We start from the raw sequence: 26,417 nt of genomic DNA, 5'->3' as shown, positions 1-26,417 counted from the left end.
GAGATAAAAAGGAGTCTACAATGGATATATTGATACCCGTGTTACTGGCTTATTTACTTGGTTCGATCCCTTCCGCATTATGGATCGGCAAAATTTTCTACAATACCGATGTCCGTACCAAAGGCAGCGGCAACCTTGGGGCCACCAATACTTTCCGGGTCCTCGGTTCGACGGCCGGGCTGATCGTCACCATTCTTGATATTTTAAAAGGGACAGCGGCTACGCTTATTCCCTTGTTCATCGCCACTGACATTCATCCGCTTCTATTGGGACTGATTGCGGTTGTCGGTCATATGTATCCTGTATTCGCTAAATTCAAAGGCGGTAAAGCTGTAGCAACATCCGGAGGCATTCTGCTCGGCTATCAATGGCCGCTGTTTCTTGTAGCGGTTGCAGTGCTGCTCATCGGCCTGAAAATCACCAAGATGGTGTCGCTGTCTTCAATGATCCTCGCTGTAGTTGCTGTTATTTATGCCATCATATATGCTGTTAACACAGGAGATTATCCGTTTCTTGCCGTGATTCTTGTGCTGGCGTCCTTTATCTTCTATCGCCACCGAGCCAATATCGCTCGCATACGTACGGGCACGGAGCCGAAGATCAAGTGGTAGTTCTGCCTGGCAACCGTTAAGTTGAAAGGACGTGAAGCAAGATGGAAATAAAGATCAGTGAAGATGCTTTCAAATGGTTCCATGACGAAATGGAAGTTGCTACAGGCGAATCCGTCCGATTTTTTGTGCGTTACGGCGGTTCTGGATTGCAGCCGGGGTTTTCGCTTGGCGTGACGAAAGACCAGCCAAATGAAGCTGCTGCCGAAGTTGAGGACGGCGGCGTGATTTATTTTATCGAACAGAACGACCTCTGGTATTTTGACGGTCATGACCTCGCCGTAAGTGTCAATGACGATCTCCAGGAATTGGATTATTCATACGAAACAACTAAGAAAGCCGGAAAGGAAGAATAAATCTTCCTTTCCGGCTTTTCTATTTTTTCTCCAAGCGTTCCACTTGCTCCAGGAGTTTTTCCGCTTTCAAAATTGATTTTTGACGTTCTCCAAAAAGATCGAAATGCGGATAATTACCCCGCAGATCCAGCCATTCCGGCCGCAGACCGTACTGCTTGCCCCAAAGTTTCAGCTTCTCTAAATCACTGCAGCCGACTTTTGTTACCGTGCTGCATCCGGGAAAACGTTCATCAATCCAATAATGGGTCAAAAAAGCAATATTTCCCTCTTCCACTTCCCGTTTCCACCTGTCGAGTTCTGCCCGCTTAATTCCGAACGCCATGGTCTTCCCTCTTTTTTATTTCCTCATATTTTTCGTGCCATTCCGGATAGATTTTCTTTAAAGAAACCGGTCGGAAAGTGTCTTTTTTCACGACGACATGTTCTGATGTGGCTTTTGCTGCCAACGTCCCGTCTTCATGAAGCACTTCGTATCCATAGGTTGTGCGCAGGCGTCCATGTTCTTCCACCCACGTTTTCACAATCGCTTTTTGCCCATAGCGCAGGGCAGCTTTATATTGGATGGATATATCGGTGACAGGAGACAAATATCCCTGGCTTTCCATTTCCGCATATGTAAATCCGACATCTTCAATCAGTTTTGTGCGTCCGATTTCCAGCCACACCAAATAATTGGCGTGGTAGACGACGCCCATCTGATCCGTTTCCGCGTAGCGGATTTCTATTTCTTTTTCACTGATGTGCATTCATTTTCACCTCTATGTAAGTATACAGAATATCATATGGCTTCGGAAAGCTGCTGCTTTAAAATTCCAAGCTTTCAGTTATGAATAAAAAAAGGGCTGCCCGGGGGCAGCCCACTTATTTGATCTTACGCTTCTACCAATTTTCTGCGGAGTACCATTTGCAGGATACCACCATGGCGATAGTAATCCACTTCAACTTCAGAATCGAAACGCACAAGCGCTTTGAATTCTGTCACTGAACCATCTTCTGCAACAGCAGTTACAGTCAGAAGGTCACGTGGTTTTACATCATCCGTCAAGTTGACAGAAATTGTTTCGCGCCCTGTCAAACCAAGTGATTCAGCGTTTTCTCCATTGATGAATTGCAATGGCAATACGCCCATCATTACAAGGTTTGAACGATGAATACGCTCATAGCTTTCTGCAATGACAGTTTTGATGCCAAGAAGGAATGTGCCTTTAGCAGCCCAGTCACGGGATGAACCCATACCGTAATCTTTGCCGGCCAGAACAACCAATCCAGTACCTTGTTCCTGATACTTCATAGCTGCATCATAAATTGCCATAGTTTCGCCAGTCGGCCAGTAAGTAGTATAACCGCCTGTCGTGCCTGGTGCCACCTGGTTACGGATGCGGATGTTTGCGAAAGTTCCGCGCATCATAACTTCGTGGTTACCGCGACGGGAGCCATAAGAGTTAAAGTTGCGTGGTTCTACGCCGTTTTCACGCAAGTATTTACCTGCCGGAGTATCTTTCCCGATTGCTCCTGCCGGTGAAATGTGGTCAGTTGTAATTGAATCTGCAAATTTAGCGACTACACGCAAATCTGCAAGAGTTTCAATCGCTTTCGGTTCTCTTGACAAACCTTGGAAGAATGGCGGGTTTTGAATATAAGTTGAATTCTCATCAAAGTTGTAAAGAGAATCGTCGTTAGTTTCAATCGCATTCCAAGTTTCGTTTTCGTCAAAGACACGTGCATATTCTTTGCGGAATAGTTCTGGAGTAACTGTGCTCTTCACAACTTCATTCACTTCCTCAGTTGTAGGCCAGATATCGCTAAGATATACATCGTTTCCTTCTTGGTCTTGTCCGATTGGATCGTTTTGCAGATCGATATCCACTGTTCCAGCAAGTGCATAGGCAACAACTAACGGCGGTGATGCCAGGTAGTTGGCTTTTACAAGCGGATGGATACGGCCTTCAAAGTTACGGTTACCGGAAAGAACTGAAGTTACCAGCAAATCGTTATCCAGGATTGCATCTTCAATTTCCGGAAGCATTGGACCGGAGTTGCCGATGCAAGTAGTACAGCCGTAACCAACAAGGTTAAAGCGGATTTGCTCAAGGTAATCAAGCAGTCCAGCATCCTGAAGATAGCCTGTTACAACTTTTGAACCAGGAGCCAAAGATGTTTTTACATAAGCTGGTGGCATAAGCCCTTTTTCAACCGCTTTTTTAGCGACAAGTCCGGCACCGAGCATAACATATGGATTAGATGTATTCGTACAAGAAGTGATAGCCGCAATACCGATTGCGCCAGTCTTCATTTCGGCAGTTGAGCCGTCTTTGAAGTTGACAGTAGCAGTCTTGTTGATCTCTTCCTGATCCAAAGCAAAACCATGTGGTCCTTCAGGAGCCGTTACAGCTTTGTTGAATTCCGTTTTCATTCCTGACAACGGGATCAAATCCTGCGGACGTTTTGGTCCTGAAAGGTTTGGCATTACTGTAGAAAGATCTAACTCCACAGTGTCTGTGTAAATCGGATCTTTGTCAGCATCAAAGAACATATCGTTGGCTTTCAAATAAGCTTCTACGACTTCGATGTGGTCGTTTTCACGGCCAGTCAGGCGAAGGTAGTCAAGTGCTTCTTCATCAACCGGGAAGAATCCGCAAGTTGCGCCGTATTCTGGAGCCATATTGGCAATTGTTGAACGGTCTGCAAGCGGCAATGTTGTTACACCTGTACCATAAAATTCAACGAATTTGCCCACTACGCCTTTTTGGCGAAGCAATTGTGTAATTTTCAATGCCAAATCAGTAGCGGTTGCACCGTTTGGCAATGCATTCGTCAATTTAACGCCGATAACTTCTGGAATCGGGAAGAACGAAGGCTGTCCAAGCATTCCTGCTTCTGCTTCGATACCGCCAACACCCCAGCCCAATACGCCAAGACCGTTGATCATTGTCGTGTGGGAGTCAGTTCCTACCAATGTATCCGGATATGATTCGAATGTGCCGTCTTCGTTTTTAACAGCATGGACAACGTTAGCCAGATATTCAAGGTTAACCTGGTGAACGATACCTGTTTCCGGCGGCACTGCGCGGTAGTTATCATAAGCTTTTTGTGCCCAGCTTAAGAACTGATAACGTTCTGCATTGCGTTCGAATTCAAGTTTTGTATTGATTTTCAAAGCATCATTAGTACCGTAGCTGTCTACCTGTACAGAGTGGTCAACTACAAGGTCAACCGGAACATCCGGATTGATTTTGTTTGGATCTCCACCCATTTCAGCCATTGCTGAACGAAGTGCAGCCAAATCAACTACTACTGGTACACCCGTGAAATCCTGCAAAATTACGCGGGAAGGTTTAAATGGAACCTCTGCTTCTTCGTTGGAATTTTTACCCCATTTTGCTAATTCTTCTACGTGCTCATCTTTAATCACATAGCCATCATGCTGACGCAAAACGGATTCCAAAAGAACTTTTATTGAGTAAGGAAGGCGTGATACTTTCGCGATTCCTGCTTCTTCGAGTGCAGCAAGACGGTAATAGTTATACGTATTACCATTCAGCTCAAAAGAAGTGCGGCTGTTGTGCAAACTGCTTTTTGCCATGTCGTGTTCCTCCTTTGAATCTTCTGAAAAGGCCTTGAAAAGCTTCTTTTCTCCTATACCATCATAACGAAATCCCAAGCATAAGTAAATTACATTAAAATTATGGAATGTGATAAGTTTTTCTAATTACTGTTTCTATTGTTTATTAATTTCACTTAAGGTGTTTTCGAGCTGTTTCAAATGCCTTTTTTCATGCAGTCCTACAAACGGAAACCACTGGAACAAAGGCACTTTGCCGAATACAGGATGCGGCATGGATTTAGTTTTCAGCAACTCCTTCGGAGCATTGTCATAAACTGCATTCAAGTTTGCCCGGGAGGAAGCCAGTTTTTCCGTCATCTCCACAAGTGTGATAAAACCTTCCGATGGTTCTGTATAGGATGGAGCATCCACTTTGATAGTTCTGCTGACTGTCAGCTGGATCGGCTTTTTCATTGCTTTATTGCTGTTTCCGCGCTCCAGCTCTTTTGATACATTTCTGGCAATGACATTTTCCATTAACTGAAGATGGTCCAGTATTTGCATAGGCGACCATTTTCCCTCTGCTGGCTTTTTGTTCAGCTTCTCGTCGGATAGCCCCTCTACCGCTTTAAAAATACGCTGCCGAATTACTTCATTCTCCTCTTTAAACATTTTTTCTCCCCTTTCAGCTTTTATAGCCAGCCTTACTACCTGCATACCCTATTAGTAACTTTACAACTCTATCTTTTTCTTACTTCTTATTCCTATAATTATGATGGACTTCTTTTTTCTTGTCGACTTCTTTTGATTTTTATGATAAACCCTTATGTATCTAATTATTCGAGGAAAATTAACATTTAAATAATTTCCTGCGAACTTTTACTTCACCTGCTCCACAATTACTCCTTTTTTGCATTACGGGAAAGTACGTTCTATTTTTACTTTAATATGGTATAATTTTCAGTAAATATAGATGCAGAGGTGAGATGAAATGCCCTACGGCTATGAGAAATATCGCCTGGAAAATGGCATCAGCCCGAATACGGTTGTACATGAAGTCCAATTGATCCACTCCCTTCTCGCTTTCCTTGCCAGGTATTACAAAAAATCAGTGGAACCGCATGAAATCAGACCGGTTGATATACAAAATTTTTTGCATGAGCAGCGTGCAACCGGCATCAAGGACAGTACATTGAACCGGAAGATCATTTTTATACGCCAATGGTTTGATTATATGTGGCGCATCGGCCGGATACCGGTCGATTTCATGCCCAAATTCAAATATTCAGAAAAACTCGATCTCACTCCGCCCGATATTCATTTGGATTACAGTCAATTACTGGCCAAAAAAGATGCGGTGCTCGACACGGACCAGCTTTCACTCAATGCCAAAATTCTTTATATCCTTTATCTTCGGGGACTTAGGCTTCGGGATATGGCAACAATCGATATCGCCAATTTCGAAGATAAAGGCCATAAGCTGACGCTTGCTTTTGAAAAAAAAGACGGTTACATGAGCCGGATTGATTTTACCGGCAAGGAGATTGCTGTCCTGCTCGAAGGAATCGAACGTGCTGTATTCAGGGGGACACCTTATTTGCTTTCTTCAAAAGTTAACAATGAATTTACGATGTTCCAGATGGGATCACTTTCTGACTACACTGAAGCCCTGTCTTCTTTTATCGGGCTGCCGATGCGTTCAGGAGATATCCGTTTCGCTTATGTCCATTACCTCTATTCCGAGGAACAGAAAAACCTGGAAGAGATCCAGGAAATTCTTGGTGTATCACTGGATTCCGCTTCACGTATCCTGAAAGACTCACTTCAACGATTAAAGAAATAATCATTCGTAACACAAAAAAGAATAAGCCGGCGAAGGATGTTCCCTTTGCCGGCTTATTCTTTTGGAGAAATTTGTATAACCTGCCTGTCAACCTAAGAAAAGAACCCGAAATTCAGCGCCAAATTGAATACGATAATCGTGTGGATGATCACAAACCACATTCCCTGCCTATTCAAACGTTCCACGTTTTCGTATTGCATGCGGTTTCACCCTTCCTTTTCTTTTATTATACCGAATATTCAGTCTACTTTCAACCAGCTGCTCTTTATATTTTCACTTCAATATGATTAGATTAAGAAAAAAGACAGGAGGAATAATCATGAATAAAGCATTATTAGTGGTTGATTATACGGTTGATTTCGTGGCAGATGAGGGACGCTTGACTTGCGGCAAACCTGGACAGGCTATCGAGGGAGCTATCTGCGCAATAACCGAACAGTTTTTAGAAACGGGCGATTTTATTGTTTTTCCAGTTGATTTGCATGAAGAAGGAGATACGCTACATCCCGAACATGAACTGTTCCCTTCGCATAACATCAGAGGGACTGAAGGCAGGAATTTATACGGCAAATTGGATTCGCTGTATAACGGCCATAAAGAAAAAATAGTATGGATGGATAAAACCCGTTACAGCGCTTTTGCTGGAACCAGCCTGGAACTCCTGCTCCGGGAAAGGGATATTGATGAGATTCATATTGCAGGCGTCTGCACCGATATCTGCGTCCTCCATACAGCCGTAGATGCATACAATAAAGGCTTTAAAATAGCGGTCCATCAGGATGCGGTGGCAAGCTTTGATCCGGAAGGACATACATGGGCTTTGCGCCATTTCACCAATACCTTGGGCGCAAAGGTTTTATAAATATTTCCTAGTCGATGTTTTAAACTTCCCGAATCAGGTTATATCAGTAGTGTAGCAATAATAACTACTAAAAAAGGAGATGGAACACGATGGGATTTATTTTATTTCTAATCATGGGTGGTATCATCGGATGGTTAGCAGGACTTATTTTAGGTAAAGATATTCCAGGTGGTATCATCGGCAATATCATCGCAGGTATTATCGGCGCATGGCTAGGAAGCCTGCTGCTTGGAGACTGGGGTCCTGAAATCTGGGGCGTCTATATCATCCCTGCATTAATCGGTGCTTTGGTTCTGGTTTTCGTATTGAGCCTGATTCTTGGATCAATGGGCAAAAACAGACGAAACCGTGCATAATTAAATCAAATAAAAAAGGAGCGGACATCTTGTCCGCTCTCTTTTTTATGTTTTATTCCGGGAATTGCTCGTTATAGAGACCGTAGAAATGCATAACGTCCTCAACATATTCGTCGCTATGATTGTATTGAAATATCGCTTTCTCCAATTCCCCGTCAGCTGCCCCGTTTTTCGCCAAATAATTTGCAGCGCTGTATAATGCGTCCGTCAGGTTGTAAGGATCGGCAACTCCATCACCATTGCCATCGGTGCCATACCCTCCATAAGCCTGAATCACTTCAGGGTCAGTTTTTTCGCTTTCCGGTATTTCCCCTTCCCCTAGACCTGAACAGGTTGGATGGGTCCAGCCCACAAATGTACAGGGCATGAATTGCATATGGCCTTCCGCTCCAACAGGTGATAATAATGGATCCATTGTAGAAAATCGCGTTTCCACCCTGTGGTGAGCTGCAAGCAACGTCCACGGCACCCCATAGACTTCAGCCGTTTCTTTATACAATGGTATATATTCCTCGGGAACTTCCATTTCCCTGAATAAATTCGGAGTTTCCTTCAACGCGGTCATCACTGTATCAGGGTTAAAGGAATAATACACGATGACAAACAACGTAATACTGACCAGCAGCGCCGGCAATAAGGTGATAAGGAACAAAAGTCTCAGTATGCCGCCTTTTTTAAGTTTTCTTTTTTTCTTTTTCATTGTGTCACGTCCAACTGCTCATTTTCTACAGTTTAGCATAAACAGCGCTTTAATTCTGTTGCTGCAAGCACTATCTTTTCTGTAAGCCCAAATGTAAAGTAAAAGATGGAGGTGAAAATTGTGTGGGAAGATTTTAAAGCTTTTGCGTTGAAAGGCAATGTACTGGATTTAGCGATTGCTGTGGTTATCGGGACCGCTTTCGGAAAAATAGTAACATCTTTGGTGGAAGACTTGATCATGCCTGCAGTAGGATTGCTGCTTGGCGGCTTCAGTATGGCAGGTGCAACCTATACAGTCGGCGATGCCTCCCTGGAATATGGAGCATTTCTGCAATCGGTATTGGACTTTTTTATAATTGCTTTTTCTATTTTTATAGTTATTCGGATATTTATGAAATTCCGCCGAAAAGAAGAAATGCCAGAAGAAGAAGCTGTGCCGGAACTGGACAAGAAAGAGGAATTGCTCGTCGAGATTCGGGATCTCCTGAAGAAGCAGCAGCTTTAAAGCTGAAAAAAGGCTTATTCCCGATTGGAATAAGCCTTTTTATAACTTTCGCCTAGCTTTTCTACTTATCAATCAACACTTTTAGATCTTCAACAATTTCCTCAACCGGAACATCACTATAGCCATCATAGTTATGGGCAACTTCCCCGTTTTTATCGATCAAATAAAAGCTGGTGCCATGCACCACCTGGTTACTTGAAGGGTCATTTTTCACAAATGATTTGAAATTGTCTTTAGCGTACTCAGCAATATAATCCTGGGAATAGCCGGTCAAAAGATGCCATTTCGATTCATCAGGCACATTGAATTTCCCGAGATAATCAGCCAATACTGCCGGTTTATCGGTCCCGGGATCCACTGAAAATGCAACAATTTTATATTCTTCGATGCCCTGTTCCAACAGTGCCTCCTGGATTGAGACCATATTAAAAGTCATGGGCGGGCATACAGTCGTACAATTAGTGAACACAAAAGTTGCCAGCCAGGGCGTTCCTTTAAGGCTTTCAAGTGTAATTTCTTCTCCGCGCTGATCGGTGTGCGAAAAATCTTCGATTGAGGAATCACCGCAAGCTGCCAGAAATAACACAAGGGCGATCACTGCAATTCCCATTAATTTTTTCATGTGGCGCCTCCATAATACATACTGCCTTCATATTAAATGAAGAAAGCAGACCAGACAACTGCATTACGCAACCCTTTGTCACGAAATTGTGAAGTTACAGCCTGATGGCGATCAATGCTTCGTGAATTGCCACAAGTTTTGTTTCCACTCTGTGCATCAGATAAAATGACACAAAAATAGGAAACCCGACTTCCTGTATCAACCGCATCCAATCTTCCATGTCTTTTCCCCCCTTCTTTTTTAAGAAGATAAAAAGCCCTCCAATTCAGGAGGGCTCCAGTTCTTAAACTTCGTAATCGACGACGTTGCGCTCGACTACACGTGCGCCTTTGGCAACCGCAAAAGGCGACCCTTGAATTTCAAAGATGTTCTGGGTAATAATCGTCTGCATACCAGTCGCGAGCTCTAGAGCCGTCAGGTCTTCTCTCGGTTCTTCCACAGACAGTACAACATCTTTTCCTGCCCCTGTTTCAAATATCAGTTCCAATGTCTTAGCCATTTCCTATTCCCCCTTAGTAGTATTATGCAAAGATTGATTGATTAGACTGCTTTTCCAAATCCATCAACGGTTTCATTCCGAACTCCGTCAATACGCGTGCTGTTTCGAAAATCTCAGTTGCAGCAGCTGTATCAGTAACATTGTGGTACGCTTTCACTTTCTTTCTCGGTTTCCCGAGTGCATCAAAGCCGTTATCGAAAGTCAGCCGGATGCTTGCCTTTTTAAAGTTGCTGTTAGCCATTTTGTTTCACCTCCTCTCACCCGCTATATAGACAGTTAGGGCAAAAAGGGATACATTTTTAATGAATTTTTTTTATTTTGCTCTTATAATGGAGATATTGGAAGGTATGAGGTGAATAACGTGGCGTTAGAAGGTTGGTTTTTATGGTTCATCCTATTTTGGGTAGTGGTCCTTGTCGGTTTATTTGCGATTGGCGGGTATTTTATGTTCAGGAAGTTCCTGAAATCCATTCCCAAGAAAGACGGACTGTCGGATTTGAATTGGGAAGAGTATTACGTCGGCAAAACGATCCATTTATGGGGAGACCGGGAAAAAGAGTTATTGAACGAATTGGTGCAGCCAGTACCTGATCTGTTCAGACCGGTCGCAAAACAAAAAATAGCGGGCAGAATCGGACAGATCCTGGTGGAAGAAAAAGTTTCGAAAATGGAACATGAACATATCATCAGAGGCTATATACAGGCGACGCCAAAACGTGACCATAAATTTTTACGGAAAAAGCTGGACGAACTCAATATTGATGTTGCTCCGTACGAACATTATTTTGAACAATGAAGAAAAGCGCAGCACCCGTCAACTGGGTACTGCGCTTTTGTTTTTTTCTGCAAGTTTTTTAAATTGAAGGTACATAGCAAGACGCCACGGGATTATCATCCCGAATGCGAGTATCCAGAACATGCCTGCCAGTTCACCGATATCGATGGTTGAGCTTAGAATCACTTTAGCAAGCAGACGGACCAGCAGTAAGCCAATCAAGATAAAAATAAAAGCCTTGGATTGCTTTAAATAGATCTCTCCATCTCTTTCCTCAAATTTCGAAGTCCATATCAGGACCACCGAAAAAATGATTCCTGCTGCCAATGCTTCAGCAATCTGGGGAGGTTCAACCCTGAAAAACGGAAAGATGAACATCAATGCTCCAGTGGACATGAATAACGGAGGCAATAGAATTTTTTTAACGGAAGCTGGTTTTTTAGCTGAACGGGACCTCACAAAGATTGCAAATATCCCCATAAAAACTGCTCCAATTGTCGTTATTACCAGATAAACCTCCGGTGGAATCTGTTCAAACATCCAATCCCTCCTCCAGTTCATCCAAACGGCTTCGCAATTCTTCGATGCGGATAAAACGCACAAATCGATGAATTTCGCTGCCTTCATGGAATATTAGTACGATTGGGGCTGAAAACAATAGAAGTTCCCCTGCCAACTCTGGAAATCTTGCGCCGTTCACCAAATAAAAAGGGATTTCATAATCATCTTCGAATAGTTCAATCTGGGGACGCAATCCTTCACAGACTGAACAATTATCGGTTTTGACAAACAGCAGAAAAGTTTCTGCGCTGCTGGTCAGTTGTCGGTATTCGTTCATGGAATTAATGGTTTTCATCGGTTTCACCTGCTTTAAGATCAATTAGAATCCCTGGAAGTCACCGAATATCGGGCTCAGAATGCGGATTAAGTAAGTCATTCCATCAAAGAACAGCAGAATTCCAACTGCAATCATGATGAATCCACCGACTTTCATGATGGTATTATTGTGCTTGCGCAACCAGCCGAGACGGGTTACGAAGAACGAAAGAACAAAGAATGGAATCGCAAATCCGAGTACATATGCAAGCATATACCAGACACCTGAGCCTGGATTTGCTGCCGCCAACGTATAGATGGCTGCTGTGATAGGCCCTGTACACGGTGTCCAGCCCGCGGCAAACGCCAAACCGATTACAAAAGTTCCGAGAAAACCCGATGGGCGGTTCTTAAATGAAAACTTTTTATCAGCCATCAGGAATTTCGGCTGGAAAACGCCGACAATCATCAATCCGAATACGACGATGAATATGGCGCCGACTTGGCGGATCAATTCATCATATCGGATAAACCACTCATAGAAGAATGATGTGCTGAAGCCGAGTGCGATAAATATAGTTGAAAATCCAAGCAGGAAGAAAAGCGTATGGAACATGCCTCTTCGCTGCATGACTTTCTTATCGTTTTTTATTTCATCAAGCGACATGCCGGTAATATAGGATAAAAATGCCGGATATAAAGGCAAAGTGCATGGTGAAATAAAACTTAGGAATCCTGCTCCAAAAGCCAGGAATAGATTAATGTCACTTGCCACTGTTTCCACTCCTTCATTATACTCATCCCATCTTATCAAATTTAACATGAGAAAACTGCCCTTTTGCCTGTGAACTCTTTGTGAATGAGCCGGACAAAAGTATTTTGTCCGGCTCATTTGCGACGAAGCTAGCGCAGCGATACAGGAGCACAGGTTTTAGACAATATTAATTTACTCTACCAGGTATAAGTCAGAATTCAGGGACCAAATTTACCCCCTATACAAAAACAGGAGAGAAAGATGGGTATCTTTCTCTCCTCAGGCTGTCCAGAAACATTATCTACTTCAATCATTTCGCTGCATATCTTTTAATGTCTCGAAGCTAGCGCAATATCGATTACTTCCCTTTTATCTTTCTCTGCTGTCTGAATCTCTGCTCTCTTCAATTCCTTCTTGCTTTTGATCTCGCAACAAAAATAATAACAGCCATGATAATCAGGACAACAATCATCAAAATGCGGCCGTCCAATAGAAGATTCATAAAATGGAACTTCGCTTTCTGGCTGTAAACAGCCTTCAAATATTCCCCTTCCACATCCACAGCTATCGCTTCGCTTGTGCCTGTGTCCTTTATCGCATAATAGACCGTACCGACGGGATAAAAATTGGATGTGTTGCCGTAATAATCGCCTGACATATCATTCGCCAATGTCGCCACGCGTCCAATCGCTTCAGCAATTTCACCTTCCGACAGCCGCTCTTCTTCTTTGACTTCGTAAAGGGTCCCCTCCCAAACCACAAAAGGATAAGCCCAGGATAGAGCTTGAGCCGTGCCGCAGAACATAAACAACATCAGCAAGCAAAAAGGAATGATTTTTTTCATGACAGCCTCCAATGTTCATTTTCACATTCAATTCATCAATTGCCGACGTTTTCCACGATGCCGTTTTGGAGCAGGTACATTTTATGGTAGAGACCGCGTGCGGCCAATAATTGCTGATGGGTTCCGCGTTCGACAATTTCTCCTTGATGCAGCACCAAGATCAGCTCTGCATCCTGAATCGTGCTTAACCTATGGGCAATTGCGATGGTTGTCCGGCCTTTGCGCATCCTTTCGAGACTCGTCTGGATGGCGACTTCCGTCTCCGTATCGATGTTAGCCGTCGCTTCATCCAGCACCAGAATCTTCGGATCTGCCGCCATTGTTCGGGCGAAAGCCAGTAATTGTCGCTGGCCGCTTGAGAATGTGGACCCTCTTTCCGTCACTTTATGGTCGTAGCCATCCGGCAATTGGGCAATGAATTTATCCGCTTGCACGAATTCAGCAGCCGCCCGGATTTCTGAAAAAGGCATTTCCGGATTATAGAGGCGTATATTGCTTTCAATCGTTCCATAAAATAAAAATGGATCCTGCAGGACCAGCCCCATTTTTTTGCGCAGCTCACTTGAACGATAATCTTTGACGTTGACGCCGTCTATCAAAATATCTCCTTTTTCGAATTCATAAAATCGCATCAATAAATTGATGATTGAACTTTTCCCGCTCCCCGTATGCCCCACAAGAGCGACAGTCTGCCCGGGTTCGGCAGTAAACGAAATGTTTTTCAAAACTTCAGCCTTGCCGTCATAGGAAAAGCTGACATTCCTGAGTTCGATGCGGCCTTCCGTGATGTCAGCTGCTGCTTCTTTTTGAGCCGGAGCTTCGTCTGTCTCATCCAATAAATCGAAGACACGCGACGCCGCTACAATCGCCTGCTGGAAAATCGACAGCCGCTGCATGACCTGATTGATGGGTTCAAAGAAACGATCGATATACGTTACAAAAGCATAAATGACCCCTACTTCAATAGTAGAATTGAATGAAGTGATGCCGAAATAACTGAGGAGCATAATCAACGCCAATGTATAAACCAGGTCAATCGCCGGCCGCAAAAGCAGCCCGTCAATTTTAATATTGCGTTTTCCGGCGTTCCAGTGTTTTTCATTGATTTCGTTGAATTCATCCTGCATCCGGCCTTCTTGGCTGAAAGCCTGGATCATACCCATTCCCTGCACCGACTCGGAAATTTTGGCGTTTAGCTGCCCGAGCCGCTCGCGCAGATCCTGGTAAAAAATCGAGCTGTATTTGCGGTAGATGTACATGATCCAAAAAAGGATTGGCAGCAGGATCAACGTAATCAATGCCAGGCGCAAATTCAGGAAGAACATGGCGATGTATACACCGATAATCAGGAATATACTCTGAATAAAGCCAATGAGCACAGTAACGAACATTTCCTTGATCGCCTCTGTATCGTTGGTGACCCGGGAAACAATGCCGCCTGCAGGTGTCCGGTCAAAATAACGCATTCCCAGGCTCTGCACTTTTGTAAAGACATCGATGCGCATTTGCTGAATGATTTTCAGCGCCGCCTCCTGGAATTTCAACAATTGAAAATAACTGATGATGACATTTGAAACCTGGATGAATAGATAACCCAGCGCCAGGCCGGTCACCGGACCTGTCGGGAAATTACCCGGTGTCAAATAGCCATCGATGAATGTTTTGATGATCAATGGCCCCAAAACATCGCCCAAAACGGTCAGTATCAGCAACAGCATGGCAATGGACAGCATTTTCTTATGCGGAATCAGGTAAAGGAGCAGTCTTTTGAAGACAAGCCACTGATCTTTGCCGGTCAGTTCTTTTTGCTTTTCCATCATTGTGTCTCGCCTCCCTGCTCGACGAGTGCTTCAAGTTGCTGCAGCTCATACATTTCATAATAGATTCCTTTTTTCTTCATTAACTGGTCATGTGAACCGATTTCCGCCACCGTGCCGGCATCCATCACCACTATCTGATGGGCATGCTGGATGGCACTCAGCCGGTGGGATGTAATAATTGTCGTTTCCCCGGTGCGCATCCGTTTCAGTGATTCAAGAATCGCTTCTTCCGTTTTGGCGTCCACTGCAGACAATGAATCATCCAGTATCAGCAGTTCAGGCCGCATCATCAAAGCGCGGGCAATCGAAATTCGCTGCTTCTGTCCGCCCGATAACGAAACGCCCCGTTCTCCGACTACGGTATTATAGCCCTCTGTGAAATTTAAAATGTCCTGATGGATATGCGCAAGCTGTGCCGCTTCAAAGATCTCCTCTTCCGTAGCCTCTGGCCGCGCGAAGGCGATATTCCCAGCGACAGTCGTTGAAAACAGGAAATGATCCTGCGGTACATAGCCGATTGCCTGACGCAGTTTTTTCTTTTTATAGTCAGTGATGGAGCGCCCGCCGAATGTTATCGTTCCGCGGTAATTTTCAAATTCGCGCAGCAGGAGCCTTAAAATCGCTGATTTTCCGGAACCTGTTTTCCCGACTATCCCCAGGGTTTCTCCGCGTTTGAGTGTAAAACGGACATCCCGTAGTGCCGCACGGTCGTCATCAGTGAATTTAAACTCTTCCAAATCAAATATAATATCCCCTTCCGGATGGATATCAAGCGCACCTTTCCGGTCGTCAATATCCGCCGGTTCTGCGAGCAGCTGGCGGATCCGGTCATATGAAGCTCTTCCGCGTTCTACGATATTGAAAAGCCAGCCGAATGCCAGCATCGGCCATACCAAAAGCCCAAGATATGCTGTGAAAGCGATCAAATCCCCGATTGTCATATCTCCGTTTGTCACAAAATAGGAACCGAATCCGATGGCGAGGAAGTAACAGATGCCTATAATTGCTGAAATGGTGGGGTCGAATAATGAATCGACCCTTGCAACCCGAATGTTTTCATCCACCACTTTTTTTGACAGAGCGCGGAAATCTTCCACGTCTTCTTCCTCCTGGCCGAACGTCTTGATCACTTTCATACCTGAAATACTTTCCTGTGTTTTATCGTTTAGACCCGAAAACGCCGCCTGTGCATCGTGGAAACGGAGATGCATCAGTTTGCCGTAATAATTAGTCAGATAAGCCATCAGCGGCAGAGGCAGCAAAACGATCAATGTCAGTTTCCAATCGATGGTGATTGCCATTGCAGCAATGACGAAGCCTCCTGTCGCCAGTGAATCAAACAATGTTAAAACACCAGCTCCTGCTGTCATCTGTACAGCCTGCAGATCATTGGTGGCATGCGCCATCAAGTCTCCCACCCGCCTCTTTTGATAAAATGACGGGGACATTTGAGTAAAATGATGGAACAACTGCCGGCGCAGATTCCGCGCCAGAATGATTGATGAGCCGAAAATCATCAAGCGCCATGCGTAACGAAGCACGTACATAATCATCGCTGACCCCGCCAGGATACCGAGCCACTTCATCAGATACGCAGGAGTCAATGTCCCCCTGCTAATCTCATCAACAACGAATCCGATGATTCGCGGCGGCAATACACCGAGCAGCGCAACAATCATCAACAGGAAAATGCCGATGGCGTATTGCTTTTTCCTCTCTTTAAAAAACCAGCCTAATTCCAAAAAAACACGCATGTAAGTCTTCTCCCTGCTGTATATAATTGTAAGTACCGAACTTTTTAAGTTTATCAAATGTTTCGATAAAATAGGAAGAAGTATTTCGTAAAATGAAATAAATCAGCCTTCTGGTTGAACACCAACGAAAAGCGGAAGCGCCTGTCCAGCTCTGAAAGGCATAAGACGAATCAGCTAAGTGGCGTTCTTTGCCACGCAGCTGGGGCGGCTTATGATCCGAAGAGCTAGGCGCAGGAGTCTGGACAGCGCTACACTCGTTTTCAAGAACCTTCTGATTAAAAAAGTTTTACTTCTTATCAAAAGCAAAAAAGCCAATGCAAAATTTTTTCTGCATTGGCTCTTCATATAGTTACCGTTTTTTAATGCTTAACCAGCGTTTTCGCCTGTTCCATTTGCTTATGCACCTGTCCGAAACCGGTGCCGCCCAATGAATTTCGGCGTTCAACAGCTGTGCGCGGTTTAAGCGTTTCATAAATATCTTCTTCGATTAACGGGCTCGCCGCCTTCATGTCATCGAATGGAAGATCCTTCAAATAATATCCGCGCTGGATGCACGTGAACACCAATTTACCGGTGACATCATGCGCTTCCCGGAACGGCATTCCTTTTGCCGCCAGATAATCTGCGAGTTCAGTGGCATTTGAAAAATCAGACGACACCGCTCTTTCCATGGAATCCGTGCGGACAGTCATCGTGCGGACCATGCCCTCGAATATCGGCAATGACCCCATGAGAGTATGGACCGTATCGAACATTCCTTCTTTGTCTTCCTGCATATCTTTATTGTATGCCAGCGGCAAACCTTTCAGTGTGGTCAATAAGCCGAACAGGTTCCCGTAGACACGGCCTGTTTTGCCGCGGATCAATTCCGCCATATCGGGGTTTTTCTTCTGGGGCATAATGCTCGAGCCTGTCGAAAATGTATCATCCAGTTCGATAAAACGGAACTCCTCACTTGACCAAAGAATTATTTCTTCAGCAAAGCGGGACATATGCATCATCAGCATTGAAGCGTTCGACAGGAATTCTACGATGAAATCGCGGTCACTGACTGCATCGATGCTGTTTGGATAAACGCCGGCAAAACCTAGATATTCCGCTGCCAGCTCACGGTCAATCGGAAAAGTCGTGCCGGACATTGCTCCCGCTCCCAGTGGAGACATATCGATGCGCTTCAGGGATTCGCTTAAACGCTCTTTATCCCGCTGCAGCATCCAAAAATACGTTAACAAGTGATGGCCAAATGAAATCGGCTGAGCTCGCTGTAAATGTGTGTAGCCAGGGACTATCGTTTCGACATGGCTTTCCGCTTGTTCAACAATTGCCTGCTGGAAATTATCAACTGCTTCAATTATTTCACCCACACGGTTTTTCAGGTATAGATGCATGTCTGTCGCGACCTGGTCATTGCGGCTTCTTCCGGTATGGAGCTTGCCGCCGACCGGACCGATTTCTTCAATCAGGAATCTCTCGAGATTCAAGTGGATATCTTCATTGGCCGAACTATAGGCAAGATCGCCGGCAGCTGCTTTTTCTTTCAGCGTTTGGAGCCCGGATAGAATCAGCGCCGTGTCATCTTCCGTGAGAATTTCGCAGGCGCCGAGCATTTTGACATGCGCTTTGCTGCCTTCGATATCTTCCATCACCAGCTTTTGGTCAAATTCGATTGATGCCCCGAACTCATCGACCCATTGTTCGGCCGATTTTTGAAAGCGGCCGCCCCAAAGCTTGGTCATGATTTCACCTCTTCTTTTACCTGTTCTGTGACAGGCACCGGTTTTTTATTGACCACCGCGTTGACGACTGTCGGAAGGCCCCATAATTCGATAAAACCGACTGCTGACTGATGATTGAATGTGTCATCCGTAGAATATGTCGCCAATTGCTCGCTGTACAATGAATTCGGAGACTTGCGCCCTTCAACGATTGAGTGTCCTTTGAATAATTTCACACGCACTGTGCCGTTGACAAAATCCTGTGTTTCCTTCAGAAATGCTTCAAGTGCTGTGCGCAACGGCGAGAACCATAAGCCTTCATAGATAAGTTCTGTCAATTTTTTCTCGATGACCGGTTTGAAATGCGCCATTTCTTTTACAAGCGTGATGTCTTCCAGCTCTTTATGCGCGGCAATTAACGTCATTGCTGCTGGAGCTTCATAGATTTCACGTGATTTGATGCCGACGTGGCGGTTTTCCACGTGGTCGATGCGTCCGACGCCATGTTTGCCTGCCAAATGATTTAATTCGAATATCAATTCTTTGAATGTATAGGCAATGCCGTCCAGTTTTACCGGTACACCTTTGACGAATTCGATTTCTACGATATCAGGAGTATCCGGAGTATCCTCCAATGCGTTTGTCAGTTCATAGGCATCAGCTGGAGGCGTAGCCCAAGGATCTTCCAGTATGCCGCATTCATTGGCGCGGCCCCAGAGGTTCATATCGATCGAGAACGGGCTGTCCAGATTTACGGGAATTGGCACATTGTGCTGTTTGGCATAAGCGATTTCTTCATCACGTGACCAGCCCCATTGTCTGACGGGAGCCACGACTTCCAACTCCGGATTCAGGGACTTGATCGATACTTCAAAACGCACCTGATCGTTGCCTTTTCCTGTGCAGCCGTGTGCAACTGCTGTCGCGCCGCATTGTTCAGCGATTTCAACCAGTTTCTTTGAAATCAGTGGACGGGATAGCGCAGAGACAAGAGGGTATTTCCCTTCATATAACGTATGTGCCTGCATGGATATTAATGCATAATTATCAGCAAATTCATCTCTGGCATCCACCATATAACTTTCAACTGCGCCAACCTGAAGCGCTTTTTGTTTAATAAATTCAAGGTCTTTGCCTTCTCCGATATCCAAGCATACCGCCACTACATCGTAGCCTTCTGATTTAAGCCACGGAATGGCCACCGATGTATCAAGTCCACCTGAATAGGCCAGAACAATTTTCTTATTCAATAGAAAAACCACCTTTGTATTTTTATACATTAATTAAAATTAATATACATACAATAACACGCATAAAAATTTCGTGCAAGTGGTAACGGTTAAAAATTTGCAGAAAAAAATACGGTGGAATCCGGCTCCACCGTATTGCTTTTAACTTGCGTCTTCTGTATTTTCTTCTTCTGGTTCTTCTTCGCCATTGCCTACCGTATATTCATGAGTATCCATGTTTATGCGGACTTCCTGCATTTTACCCGTGTCCATATTATTGAACAGGAAGCCGATTTCATTGTCCCGTACAATCGGCTGGCCAAGAATCAGAAGGCTTGCGATCTGTTCTTTATTGATATAGGCCTGCAGTGCTTCTGTTTGCTTAAGCGATTCTTCATCACTCAGGATTGTGATGCTGTCTGCTTCAGCCTGTAATGGAAAAGCCTGCTCCAGCGGCCCCTTATAAGCGATATCCACTTTCATGCCTGTCCGGATATCACTCACTACCGCTTCTTTATTTTCTGTGCCATCGGCAGTTTCCACTTCAACCTCTTCACCGACCGCGAAATAGATATTATTGACAAGTACTTTATCGTTGCGGATCTGCGTGATAAAACCGCTTTCCGTCATTTCCGTTTGTTCCTGCTCTACTGCCACTTCTTCTTTTTCTTCAGTTTCAGCAGGTTTTGCTTCTTCTTCTGAACATGCTGACAAGAACAACATTCCAGCTAATAATAAACCCCATTTTTTCAAATTGATTCATTCCTTTTCCTGTTAATCGTGATGGCAAAAACTTATTTACTGACGCGTTTATTTTACACGCTGCTGCAAATAGTTGCAATAGAAACAATTAGCAGTAAATTTAGGCTTCTTTATAATAGAAAATCCCTTTACTATCCATGCTTTCTGTAATGAGGCCATCTTCCAATAGATAATCAATTTGCCCGATTGTTTCAGAAAGCGTCAGCCCCAGTTCCTTTTCATAGGCATGCGGAAATAACTGAACCGTTAGTTCATAGACCGTTTTCTCTTCATTGCCTATCATCGCCAGCACTTTCATCGCCCGCTGGTGCTGTTTGGCCAGGCGCTCCGTGATGAGTTCATGGACGTTGCGGACTTCTTCGCCGTGGCCGCTGTAAATTATGTCGATCGGCATTTTTAACAGGCGGGAAAGAGATGCATTATATTGGAGCAGCGATTTCGGCCTTCCCATCGATGGATCGAGTGGCGGCTCAATCAAAGGATTGGAAGATACTTTTGCGATAACATGATCACCGCCGATCATCTCTTTTGTTTCTTTATTCCAGAATGAAAGATGGCTTTGGGCATGTCCCAGTGTTTCCATTACCGCCCAATCCGCGTGACCCGGCAGAACATCTCCTTCATTGATCGTCATATCAAGCGGACGGCTGCCCATCAGGCTGAGCGGACGCTTCATGCGCTTAATCCAAAACAATTGGTCTTCCGGGACACCTTCTTCTTTAAGGCGTTCGAGATAAAATGTATCGTGAAAATCGAAAAATGCCTGATCTCTCCGGAGCCAAAAATCATTATAGGGATGACCGAACAATTTGGCATTGTCAAATCCGTCAATCCAGCCGGCATGATCAGGATGATGATGGGTAAGGACAACCTGTTCGACGTCTTCCGGCCGGACGCCGGCTTCATTCAGGCCAAATTTTAGAGCCTCCCATGCTTCCGGTGTTTTCGGACCGGCATCAATAAGGGTCAAAGCATCGCCTTTTAATAGATAGGAATTTACATCACCGACCGCAAATGGGGTAGGAATAATGATTTTATGTATGTGGTTATTTATATTCAAAGCTTTTCTCCCCTTTAAAATGAATGAGTATTCATCTATCATAACCTGAAACAGGAGTGGCGTCACCTGGGAATGCTATTTGACATTCAATTGGGCTGTACGTATAATTTATAGACATATGTGAGCGATGATAAAGATCAGTACAAAAGGTGATGGTGTAAAGAGAGTGCCGCTGAAGCTGAAATGCGCACCCCCTCTCCCTTTTCGAACCTGCTTTTGAGCTGCCGTGGAAACACGGCCGTAGATCCGCGTTAAGGATATCGAGTGGTGTCTTAATTGGCAAAGCTAGGTGGTACCGCGGAAACGAAGCGTTTTCGTCCTTGATCAACAGGGATGATTGCGCTTTTTATTATGATAAAAGGAAGTGGAGAAAGATGAAAATTGTATGTGTAGGAGCAGGATCGATGGCTGAATCCATGATTCATGGATGGATCAACAAGAGGATAATGAAACCTGAGGAAATTTCGGTGATGAACAGATCGGATCAGGACCGTTTGGAATTTTTGCATGACGAATACGGCGTCAATATCGTCGACGAAGACAAAACCGAATTGAAAGATGCAAACTTCATCCTGTTGGCGATGAAGCCTAAAGATGTGGCAGCCGCACTTGGCGGCATCAAGAAAAAATTGACTGGCAACACGGTGATAGTTTCCGTAGCTGCCGGAGTCTCTATTGACACGATTCAGCGCCATGTCGGAAACTTCCCTGTCGCACGGGCTATGCCGAATACCTCTGCGCAGGTCGGGAAGTCCGCGACTGGAGTAGCTTGGAGCAAATACGTAACAAAAGAACAGCAGCATGAGCTGCGCAAATTGCTGTCTTCCATCGGCAGTGTCACTGTTGTTGAAGAAGAGCAATTACATGCACTGACAGGTGTAGCAGGCAGCGGTCCCGCTTATCTGTATTATTTTGCAGAAGCTATGCGTGAAGCCGGTGTTGCCAACGGCCTGTCAGCAGCTGACTCAAAAAAACTTGTACGCCAGACATTCCTCGGAGCTGCCGAAATGATGCAGCAGGAAGATTTTGCGGAACTTCGCCGGAAAGTGACCAGCCCGAACGGCACGACTGCGGCAGGACTTGATTCACTGGCCGAAAATAATTTCAAGGACATCGTGGAACAATGTGTAAGTGCAGCGGCTGCACGTTCCCGGGAGCTTGGAAAGGAATTCAAATAATTCTTCCGGTATACTGAATTTATGTATAAAGGAGGATTCTTCATGGCAAAACTTTTTGAACCCTTGACCATAAAAGATGTGACTTTCAAAAACAGGATTGTAATGGCACCTATGTGCATGTATGAAAGCGACAAAGAGGACGGCCGCGTCACTGACTGGCACCGGATCCATTATCCGGCACGTGCAGTAGGCGGCTCCGGTCTTATCATTCTCGAAGCGACTGCTGTCCAGCCGAAGGGTCGCATTTCTGACCGTGACCTCGGCATATGGGATGACGAACATGTAGAAGGGCTGGCTGAACTTGTGCGCCTGATTAATATTTCCGGCGCCAAAACTGGTATTCAGCTGGCGCATGCCGGAAGAAAAGCGACAGTCGACGGCGAAATTCAGGCTCCCTCTTCCCTGCCCTTCAATGAAAAGTACAAAACTCCTGCAGAAATGACAAAACAGGAGATTGCAGAAACTGTAGAAGCCTTCAAACTTGGGGCGATCCGTTCAGATAAAGCAGGTTTCGATTGTATAGAACTGCATGCGGCCCACGGCTATTTGATCAACGAGTTTCTCTCACCATTGACCAATAAGAGAACGGATGAATACGGGGGCAGTGCTGAAAACCGTTACCGGATTCTGCGGGAGATTATCGACGCGGTAAATGACGTATGGAAGAAACCATTGTTTGTCCGGATTTCTGCCCATGATTATACGGATGGCGGCATGACCCCTGAACTGTATATTGAAATGGTTAAATGGATGAAGCAGCAAGGTGTCGATCTGATCGATGTCAGTTCCGGAGCACTTGTGCCTGCCCAAATTCCCGTCTATCCAGGTTACCAGGTGAAATTTGCTGAAACTATCAAACACGGGGCAGACATTCCGACTGGTGCAGTCGGCTTGATCACCAGTCCATTGCAGGCCGAGGAAATACTGCAGAATGACCGTGCGGATATGGTATTCCTTGCCCGTGAACTGCTCCGCGATCCTTATTGGCCCTACCGCGCATCCAAAGAGCTGGGAGCGAAGATAGAGGCTCCTGTGCCTTATAAACGCGGTTGGGTATAAGTCAGTTGCAAAATAGAGTAGATTTAGTATAATAAGAGTATATTGAGTATAATTAATGTAATGCAAAAAACCGAATGCTTTCGCATTCGGCCAGCTGTATGCCGCCTAGAGAGCGGTTGGCTGGAATTCAAGGCATTAAATAACCGTCATTCCACGCCACATGGGACGGTTATTTTTTTTTATTTGCGACTAAAATCATTGAAATGATCAGGCTCAAGCCGCTGATCGTCAGCCCGATGCTTGTAAAGACCAATCCAAATGATTCGTAAACCGTCATATTACCACCCCCTTTCCTGGGGAATGGCCAAACCGCCCTCATACAACTGTACCTTTATTTTATCACAAACCGAACGTTTGTTCTATTATTTAGCTAAAAATAATTAAAATTATCCATAATAATGAATATATTCTTAGTCGGAATGGAAATTATTCCTATACATTTTGAAATTTTATTACGTAATTAAATTTATCCGACAATACCCCTCTTTCTTTCCTCTGCAAAAAAGAAGCCTTCTTATATAGAAGGCTTCCCAAATTCATCGCTTATATTCTTTTCAGACGCCGTTCGTTAATCTTCCATTCAAATTCATCAAAATCATGTGCAATAAAAGCTTGTTCATGTACATCCCGCATTTCTTTTACCAGCTGCTTTTCATCTTCCGGTAAAAATCGGGAGCTCATATGATTGACGATCAGGGTATTGGCATTTGCCTGTTTTGCTGTCTCTGCCGCCTCTTTAATCGTTGAATGGCCATACTCACCAGCCAGTTTTTCTGTGCTGGAGTCAAAAGTCCCTTCATGGACCAGTACATCCGCATGCTGGCCGAGGTCTACTGCTGACCGGCAAAAACGGGTGTCTCCCAGTATAGTGACGACAAAGCCCGGTTGTCCCGGTTCTGTAACATCCTTACTTCTTATGATGGAGCCATCGTCCAAAGTGACATCTTTCCCGCTTTTCAGCTTTGCCAGCAACGGACCTTTAGGTACACCCAGGTCCCTTGCACGGTCAATCAGCAATTTCGGCGGGAGAGGTTTTTGTTCGATTCTGAAGCCATACGAAGGAATGACATGATCGAGTTTTGCAGTTGTGACCTTCATTAGATCATCTTCGAAAATAACCCCTTCCAGTTCTTCGATAAAATGAATCGTGTAATTGAGATGCGTTCTGCTGATGCGCAGAACACTCTCCACAAATTCCTTTATCCCTGGGGGACCATATATTTCAACCGGTTCATCGCCGCCCTGGAACGAGCGGGACCCAAGAAGTCCCGGCAACCCGTAAATATGGTCGCCATGCAGGTGTGTAATGAAAATCTTTTCGATTTTTCGCGGTTTTAAAGTGGTGTGCAGAATTTGATGCTGCGTCGCTTCGCCGCAATCGAACAGCCAGACAGCGCCTCTTTCCTCCAGGAGTTTTAGCGCTAAAGCAGAAGTATTGCGTTGTTTCGACGGCATGCCTGCGCCTGTTCCCAAAAATAATATTTGCATACATACCCTACTCTCTTTCGTGATCATCAAGAAAATCTTTGCTGAAACTGGTTTTGGAATCATAACTGGTTTTCTTCAATTTTGTCCCTTTCGACAAAACCGACTTACCGAATTTTTTTTCAAGTTTTGACATGAGATCGAGAATCGGCTCATCTTTTACATGTTCCTGAAAATTAAACAATGATAATTGTTCAGTCATTTCACCTTTATCCACCACATTTGACACTGTCACGCCCACAAGGCGCAGCGGCTCTCCGTTCCAATGCTTCATAAACAGATTCCATGCATTACGGTTGATATCGTCTGCTTTCCACACTGTGTTTTTTAGAGTCATGCTGCGCGTCCGGTTTTGCCAATCGGAACTGCGGGTCTGGATACTGACGGTCGGTCCTGCCAACTCTTTTGCTTCAAGCCGTTTGGCCACTTTATCGCTTAACTGCCGAAATATTTTTTTTAAGTTTTCTTCATCTGTTTCGTCTATTGGCAAAGTCGTGGACGTGCCGACACTTTTCGTGTCATATATGGAATCCGGATCCACTTCACGGCTGTCGATGCCATTAGCGCGTGCTTGCAGCCTGATGCCGTTCTTGCCCATCTTTTCTTTAATAAGCCCTGGATTCGCAGTCGCAAGATCCCCTATTGTCAAAATGCCGAGCCGCTTCAATTTTTCGGCCGTACTGTCCCCGATTCCATGCATTTCAATTACCGGCAGCGGCCAAAGCTTTTTTTGAATATCTCTCTTGCGCAGAATCGTGACGCCCATCGGTTTTTTCATATCCGAGGCTGTTTTCGCGAGGAATTTATTTGGCGCGATGCCAATGGAACAAGGTAAATCGAGTTCTGCCTTGATGCGCTGCTGCAATTCGTCCGCTAAACCAGGCGCTGTGCGTTCATCTAGCAGATTCGTTACGTCCAGATACGCCTCGTCAATGGAAACAGGTTCTACTTGTGAAGTATATGAGCGCAGAATATCGAACATCGCTTTTGACGCAGCACGGTACCGTTCGAAATTAGGCGGCAATAAAATCAATTCCGGATATTTCCGTTTCGCTTCATGCACCTGCATTGTTGTATAAATTCCATGGGCTCTCGCCTCATAGGAACAGGTGACGATGATTCCCCGTCTTTCTTTTGGATTTCCGGCAATGGCGAGGGCTTTCCCTTTTAATGCCGGGTCATGCGACTGTTCAACAGAGGCATAGAAACTATTCATATCGATATGGAATATAACTCGGCCAGCCATTGCAATCGCTCCAATTTGATTTTCTT

30 protein-coding genes are annotated in these 26,417 nt (G+C 44.8%); 9 read left to right on the top strand and 21 right to left on the bottom strand.

All coding sequences use genetic code 11. From position 1 onward, the window contains the following. Window positions 1-20 precede the first annotated feature (20 nt). Together plsY and DP120_RS11995 are read left to right on the top strand one after the other, a co-directional pair. Window positions 21-611: a glycerol-3-phosphate 1-O-acyltransferase PlsY gene (plsY, locus tag DP120_RS12000; RefSeq protein ID WP_112223911.1), complete on the top strand. Its 591-nt coding sequence runs from the start codon at window positions 21-23 to the stop codon at window positions 609-611. 41 nt (window positions 612-652) lie between these two features. Next, window positions 653-964: a HesB/YadR/YfhF family protein gene (locus tag DP120_RS11995; RefSeq protein WP_112223910.1), complete on the top strand. Its 312-nt coding sequence runs from the start codon at window positions 653-655 to the stop codon at window positions 962-964. A gap of 19 nt (window positions 965-983) precedes the next feature. Here DP120_RS11995 and DP120_RS11990 read toward each other — a convergent pair whose 3' ends face one another. The 4 genes from DP120_RS11990 to DP120_RS11975 form a co-directional block, all read right to left on the bottom strand. Beyond that, complete coding sequence (locus tag DP120_RS11990) at window positions 984-1,286, bottom strand: hypothetical protein (RefSeq protein WP_112223909.1); 303 nt, start codon at window positions 1,284-1,286, stop codon at window positions 984-986. Further along, a complete protein-coding gene (locus tag DP120_RS11985) occupies window positions 1,270-1,710 on the bottom strand; it encodes an acyl-CoA thioesterase (protein ID WP_112223908.1) in 441 nt (146 codons plus the stop codon). Before DP120_RS11985 ends, DP120_RS11990 begins: the two co-directional genes overlap by 17 nt. Window positions 1,711-1,835: 125 nt before the next feature. Then, window positions 1,836-4,547, bottom strand: a complete 2,712-nt coding sequence (gene acnA, locus DP120_RS11980) for an aconitate hydratase AcnA (RefSeq protein ID WP_112223907.1) — start codon at window positions 4,545-4,547, stop codon at window positions 1,836-1,838. 135 nt (window positions 4,548-4,682) lie between these two features. Next, window positions 4,683-5,180, bottom strand: coding sequence for a DinB family protein (locus DP120_RS11975; RefSeq protein WP_112223906.1), 498 nt, complete (start codon window positions 5,178-5,180; stop codon window positions 4,683-4,685). A 319-nt stretch (window positions 5,181-5,499) separates the two neighbouring features. Between DP120_RS11975 and DP120_RS11970 the strand changes: the two genes are divergently transcribed. The 3 genes from DP120_RS11970 (at window position 5,500) to DP120_RS11960 (ending at window position 7,569) form a co-directional block, all read left to right on the top strand. Beyond that, window positions 5,500-6,351: a site-specific integrase gene (locus tag DP120_RS11970; protein ID WP_112223905.1), complete on the top strand. Its 852-nt coding sequence runs from the start codon at window positions 5,500-5,502 to the stop codon at window positions 6,349-6,351. Window positions 6,352-6,670: 319 nt separating this feature from the next. Beyond that, window positions 6,671-7,213 carry a cysteine hydrolase family protein gene (locus tag DP120_RS11965; protein ID WP_112223904.1) on the top strand — a complete coding sequence of 181 codons (543 nt, stop codon included), beginning with the start codon at window positions 6,671-6,673 and terminating at the stop codon, window positions 7,211-7,213. Window positions 7,214-7,302: 89 nt separating this feature from the next. Then, window positions 7,303-7,569, top strand: coding sequence for a GlsB/YeaQ/YmgE family stress response membrane protein (locus DP120_RS11960; protein ID WP_033541557.1), 267 nt, complete (start codon window positions 7,303-7,305; stop codon window positions 7,567-7,569). A gap of 52 nt (window positions 7,570-7,621) precedes the next feature. On the opposite strand, the gene DP120_RS11955 is transcribed toward DP120_RS11960, so the two are convergent. After that, on the bottom strand, window positions 7,622-8,269 hold the full coding sequence (locus DP120_RS11955) for a lytic transglycosylase domain-containing protein (protein WP_112223903.1): 648 nt from the start codon (window positions 8,267-8,269) through the stop codon (window positions 7,622-7,624). A 120-nt stretch (window positions 8,270-8,389) separates the two neighbouring features. Between DP120_RS11955 and mscL the strand changes: the two genes are divergently transcribed. Beyond that, window positions 8,390-8,773, top strand: a complete 384-nt coding sequence (gene mscL / locus DP120_RS11950) for a large conductance mechanosensitive channel protein MscL (RefSeq protein ID WP_112223902.1) — start codon at window positions 8,390-8,392, stop codon at window positions 8,771-8,773. Window positions 8,774-8,834: 61 nt separating this feature from the next. Here the strand turns inward: mscL and DP120_RS11945 are convergent, their stop codons facing one another. The 4 genes from DP120_RS11945 to DP120_RS11930 all read right to left on the bottom strand — a co-directional run bounded on the left by DP120_RS11945 (window position 8,835) and on the right by DP120_RS11930 (window position 10,135). Continuing rightward, entirely contained in the window at window positions 8,835-9,395 is a 561-nt protein-coding gene (locus DP120_RS11945; protein ID WP_112223901.1) for an SCO family protein, read from the bottom strand. A gap of 94 nt (window positions 9,396-9,489) precedes the next feature. Further along, window positions 9,490-9,615, bottom strand: coding sequence for a YvrJ family protein (locus DP120_RS11940; RefSeq protein ID WP_084245964.1), 126 nt, complete (start codon window positions 9,613-9,615; stop codon window positions 9,490-9,492). 63 nt (window positions 9,616-9,678) lie between these two features. Continuing rightward, on the bottom strand, window positions 9,679-9,894 hold the full coding sequence (locus DP120_RS11935) for a DUF2922 domain-containing protein (protein ID WP_112223900.1): 216 nt from the start codon (window positions 9,892-9,894) through the stop codon (window positions 9,679-9,681). Between the two features lie 22 nt (window positions 9,895-9,916). Beyond that, window positions 9,917-10,135, bottom strand: coding sequence for a DUF1659 domain-containing protein (locus DP120_RS11930; protein WP_112223899.1), 219 nt, complete (start codon window positions 10,133-10,135; stop codon window positions 9,917-9,919). Window positions 10,136-10,255: 120 nt separating this feature from the next. Between DP120_RS11930 and DP120_RS11925 the strand changes: the two genes are divergently transcribed. Then, entirely contained in the window at window positions 10,256-10,690 is a 435-nt protein-coding gene (locus DP120_RS11925) for a DUF2621 family protein (RefSeq protein ID WP_112223898.1), read from the top strand. Window positions 10,691-10,708: 18 nt separating this feature from the next. Here DP120_RS11925 and DP120_RS11920 read toward each other — a convergent pair whose 3' ends face one another. From DP120_RS11920 to DP120_RS11875, 10 genes are all read right to left on the bottom strand, one after another. Further along, a complete protein-coding gene (locus DP120_RS11920) occupies window positions 10,709-11,209 on the bottom strand; it encodes a CcdC family protein (RefSeq protein WP_112223897.1) in 501 nt (166 codons plus the stop codon). Then, the gene (locus DP120_RS11915) at window positions 11,202-11,525 is read right to left on the bottom strand and encodes a thioredoxin family protein (RefSeq protein ID WP_112223896.1); all 324 of its coding nucleotides are present in this window, start codon (window positions 11,523-11,525) and stop codon (window positions 11,202-11,204) included. The genes DP120_RS11920 and DP120_RS11915 overlap by 8 nt, the downstream gene beginning before the upstream one ends. A gap of 24 nt (window positions 11,526-11,549) precedes the next feature. Further along, entirely contained in the window at window positions 11,550-12,260 is a 711-nt protein-coding gene (locus DP120_RS11910) for a cytochrome c biogenesis CcdA family protein (protein WP_112223992.1), read from the bottom strand. A 382-nt stretch (window positions 12,261-12,642) separates the two neighbouring features. Then, window positions 12,643-13,083 (bottom strand): hypothetical protein, encoded by a 441-nt coding sequence (locus tag DP120_RS11905; RefSeq protein ID WP_112223895.1) that lies wholly within the window; start codon window positions 13,081-13,083, stop codon window positions 12,643-12,645. Window positions 13,084-13,118: 35 nt separating this feature from the next. After that, complete coding sequence (locus tag DP120_RS11900) at window positions 13,119-14,900, bottom strand: ABC transporter ATP-binding protein (RefSeq protein WP_112223991.1); 1,782 nt, start codon at window positions 14,898-14,900, stop codon at window positions 13,119-13,121. Continuing rightward, window positions 14,900-16,657 (bottom strand): ABC transporter transmembrane domain-containing protein, encoded by a 1,758-nt coding sequence (locus DP120_RS11895; protein ID WP_112223894.1) that lies wholly within the window; start codon window positions 16,655-16,657, stop codon window positions 14,900-14,902. Before DP120_RS11895 ends, DP120_RS11900 begins: the two co-directional genes overlap by 1 nt. A gap of 359 nt (window positions 16,658-17,016) precedes the next feature. Next, window positions 17,017-18,393 carry an argininosuccinate lyase gene (gene argH / locus DP120_RS11890; protein ID WP_112223893.1) on the bottom strand — a complete coding sequence of 459 codons (1,377 nt, stop codon included), beginning with the start codon at window positions 18,391-18,393 and terminating at the stop codon, window positions 17,017-17,019. After that, the gene (locus DP120_RS11885; protein WP_205854535.1) at window positions 18,390-19,652 is read right to left on the bottom strand and encodes an argininosuccinate synthase; all 1,263 of its coding nucleotides are present in this window, start codon (window positions 19,650-19,652) and stop codon (window positions 18,390-18,392) included. The genes argH and DP120_RS11885 overlap by 4 nt, the downstream gene beginning before the upstream one ends. A gap of 111 nt (window positions 19,653-19,763) precedes the next feature. Beyond that, complete coding sequence (locus DP120_RS11880; RefSeq protein WP_240612013.1) at window positions 19,764-20,324, bottom strand: hypothetical protein; 561 nt, start codon at window positions 20,322-20,324, stop codon at window positions 19,764-19,766. A gap of 139 nt (window positions 20,325-20,463) precedes the next feature. Then, a complete protein-coding gene (locus DP120_RS11875; RefSeq protein WP_240612012.1) occupies window positions 20,464-21,423 on the bottom strand; it encodes an MBL fold metallo-hydrolase in 960 nt (319 codons plus the stop codon). Window positions 21,424-21,797: 374 nt separating this feature from the next. Here DP120_RS11875 and proC point away from each other — a divergent pair, with 374 nt between their 5' ends. Continuing rightward, complete coding sequence (gene proC / locus DP120_RS11870; RefSeq protein WP_112223889.1) at window positions 21,798-22,601, top strand: pyrroline-5-carboxylate reductase; 804 nt, start codon at window positions 21,798-21,800, stop codon at window positions 22,599-22,601. Window positions 22,602-22,643: 42 nt separating this feature from the next. Continuing rightward, window positions 22,644-23,660, top strand: coding sequence for an NADPH dehydrogenase NamA (namA, locus tag DP120_RS11865; RefSeq protein WP_112223888.1), 1,017 nt, complete (start codon window positions 22,644-22,646; stop codon window positions 23,658-23,660). 543 nt (window positions 23,661-24,203) lie between these two features. On the opposite strand, the gene rnz is transcribed toward namA, so the two are convergent. Both rnz and DP120_RS11855 read right to left on the bottom strand, forming a co-directional pair. Beyond that, on the bottom strand, window positions 24,204-25,148 hold the full coding sequence (gene rnz, locus DP120_RS11860) for a ribonuclease Z (protein ID WP_112223887.1): 945 nt from the start codon (window positions 25,146-25,148) through the stop codon (window positions 24,204-24,206). Between the two features lie 7 nt (window positions 25,149-25,155). Then, window positions 25,156-26,391, bottom strand: a complete 1,236-nt coding sequence (locus tag DP120_RS11855) for a DNA polymerase IV (protein WP_112223990.1) — start codon at window positions 26,389-26,391, stop codon at window positions 25,156-25,158. Window positions 26,392-26,417: the final 26 nt, after the last annotated feature.

Origin of the sequence: Planococcus halotolerans (assembly GCF_003289955.1) — a bacterium.
Lineage (GTDB): Bacteria > Bacillota > Bacilli > Bacillales_A > Planococcaceae > Planococcus > Planococcus halotolerans.
This window is presented reverse-complemented; position numbering and strand designations above follow the sequence as displayed.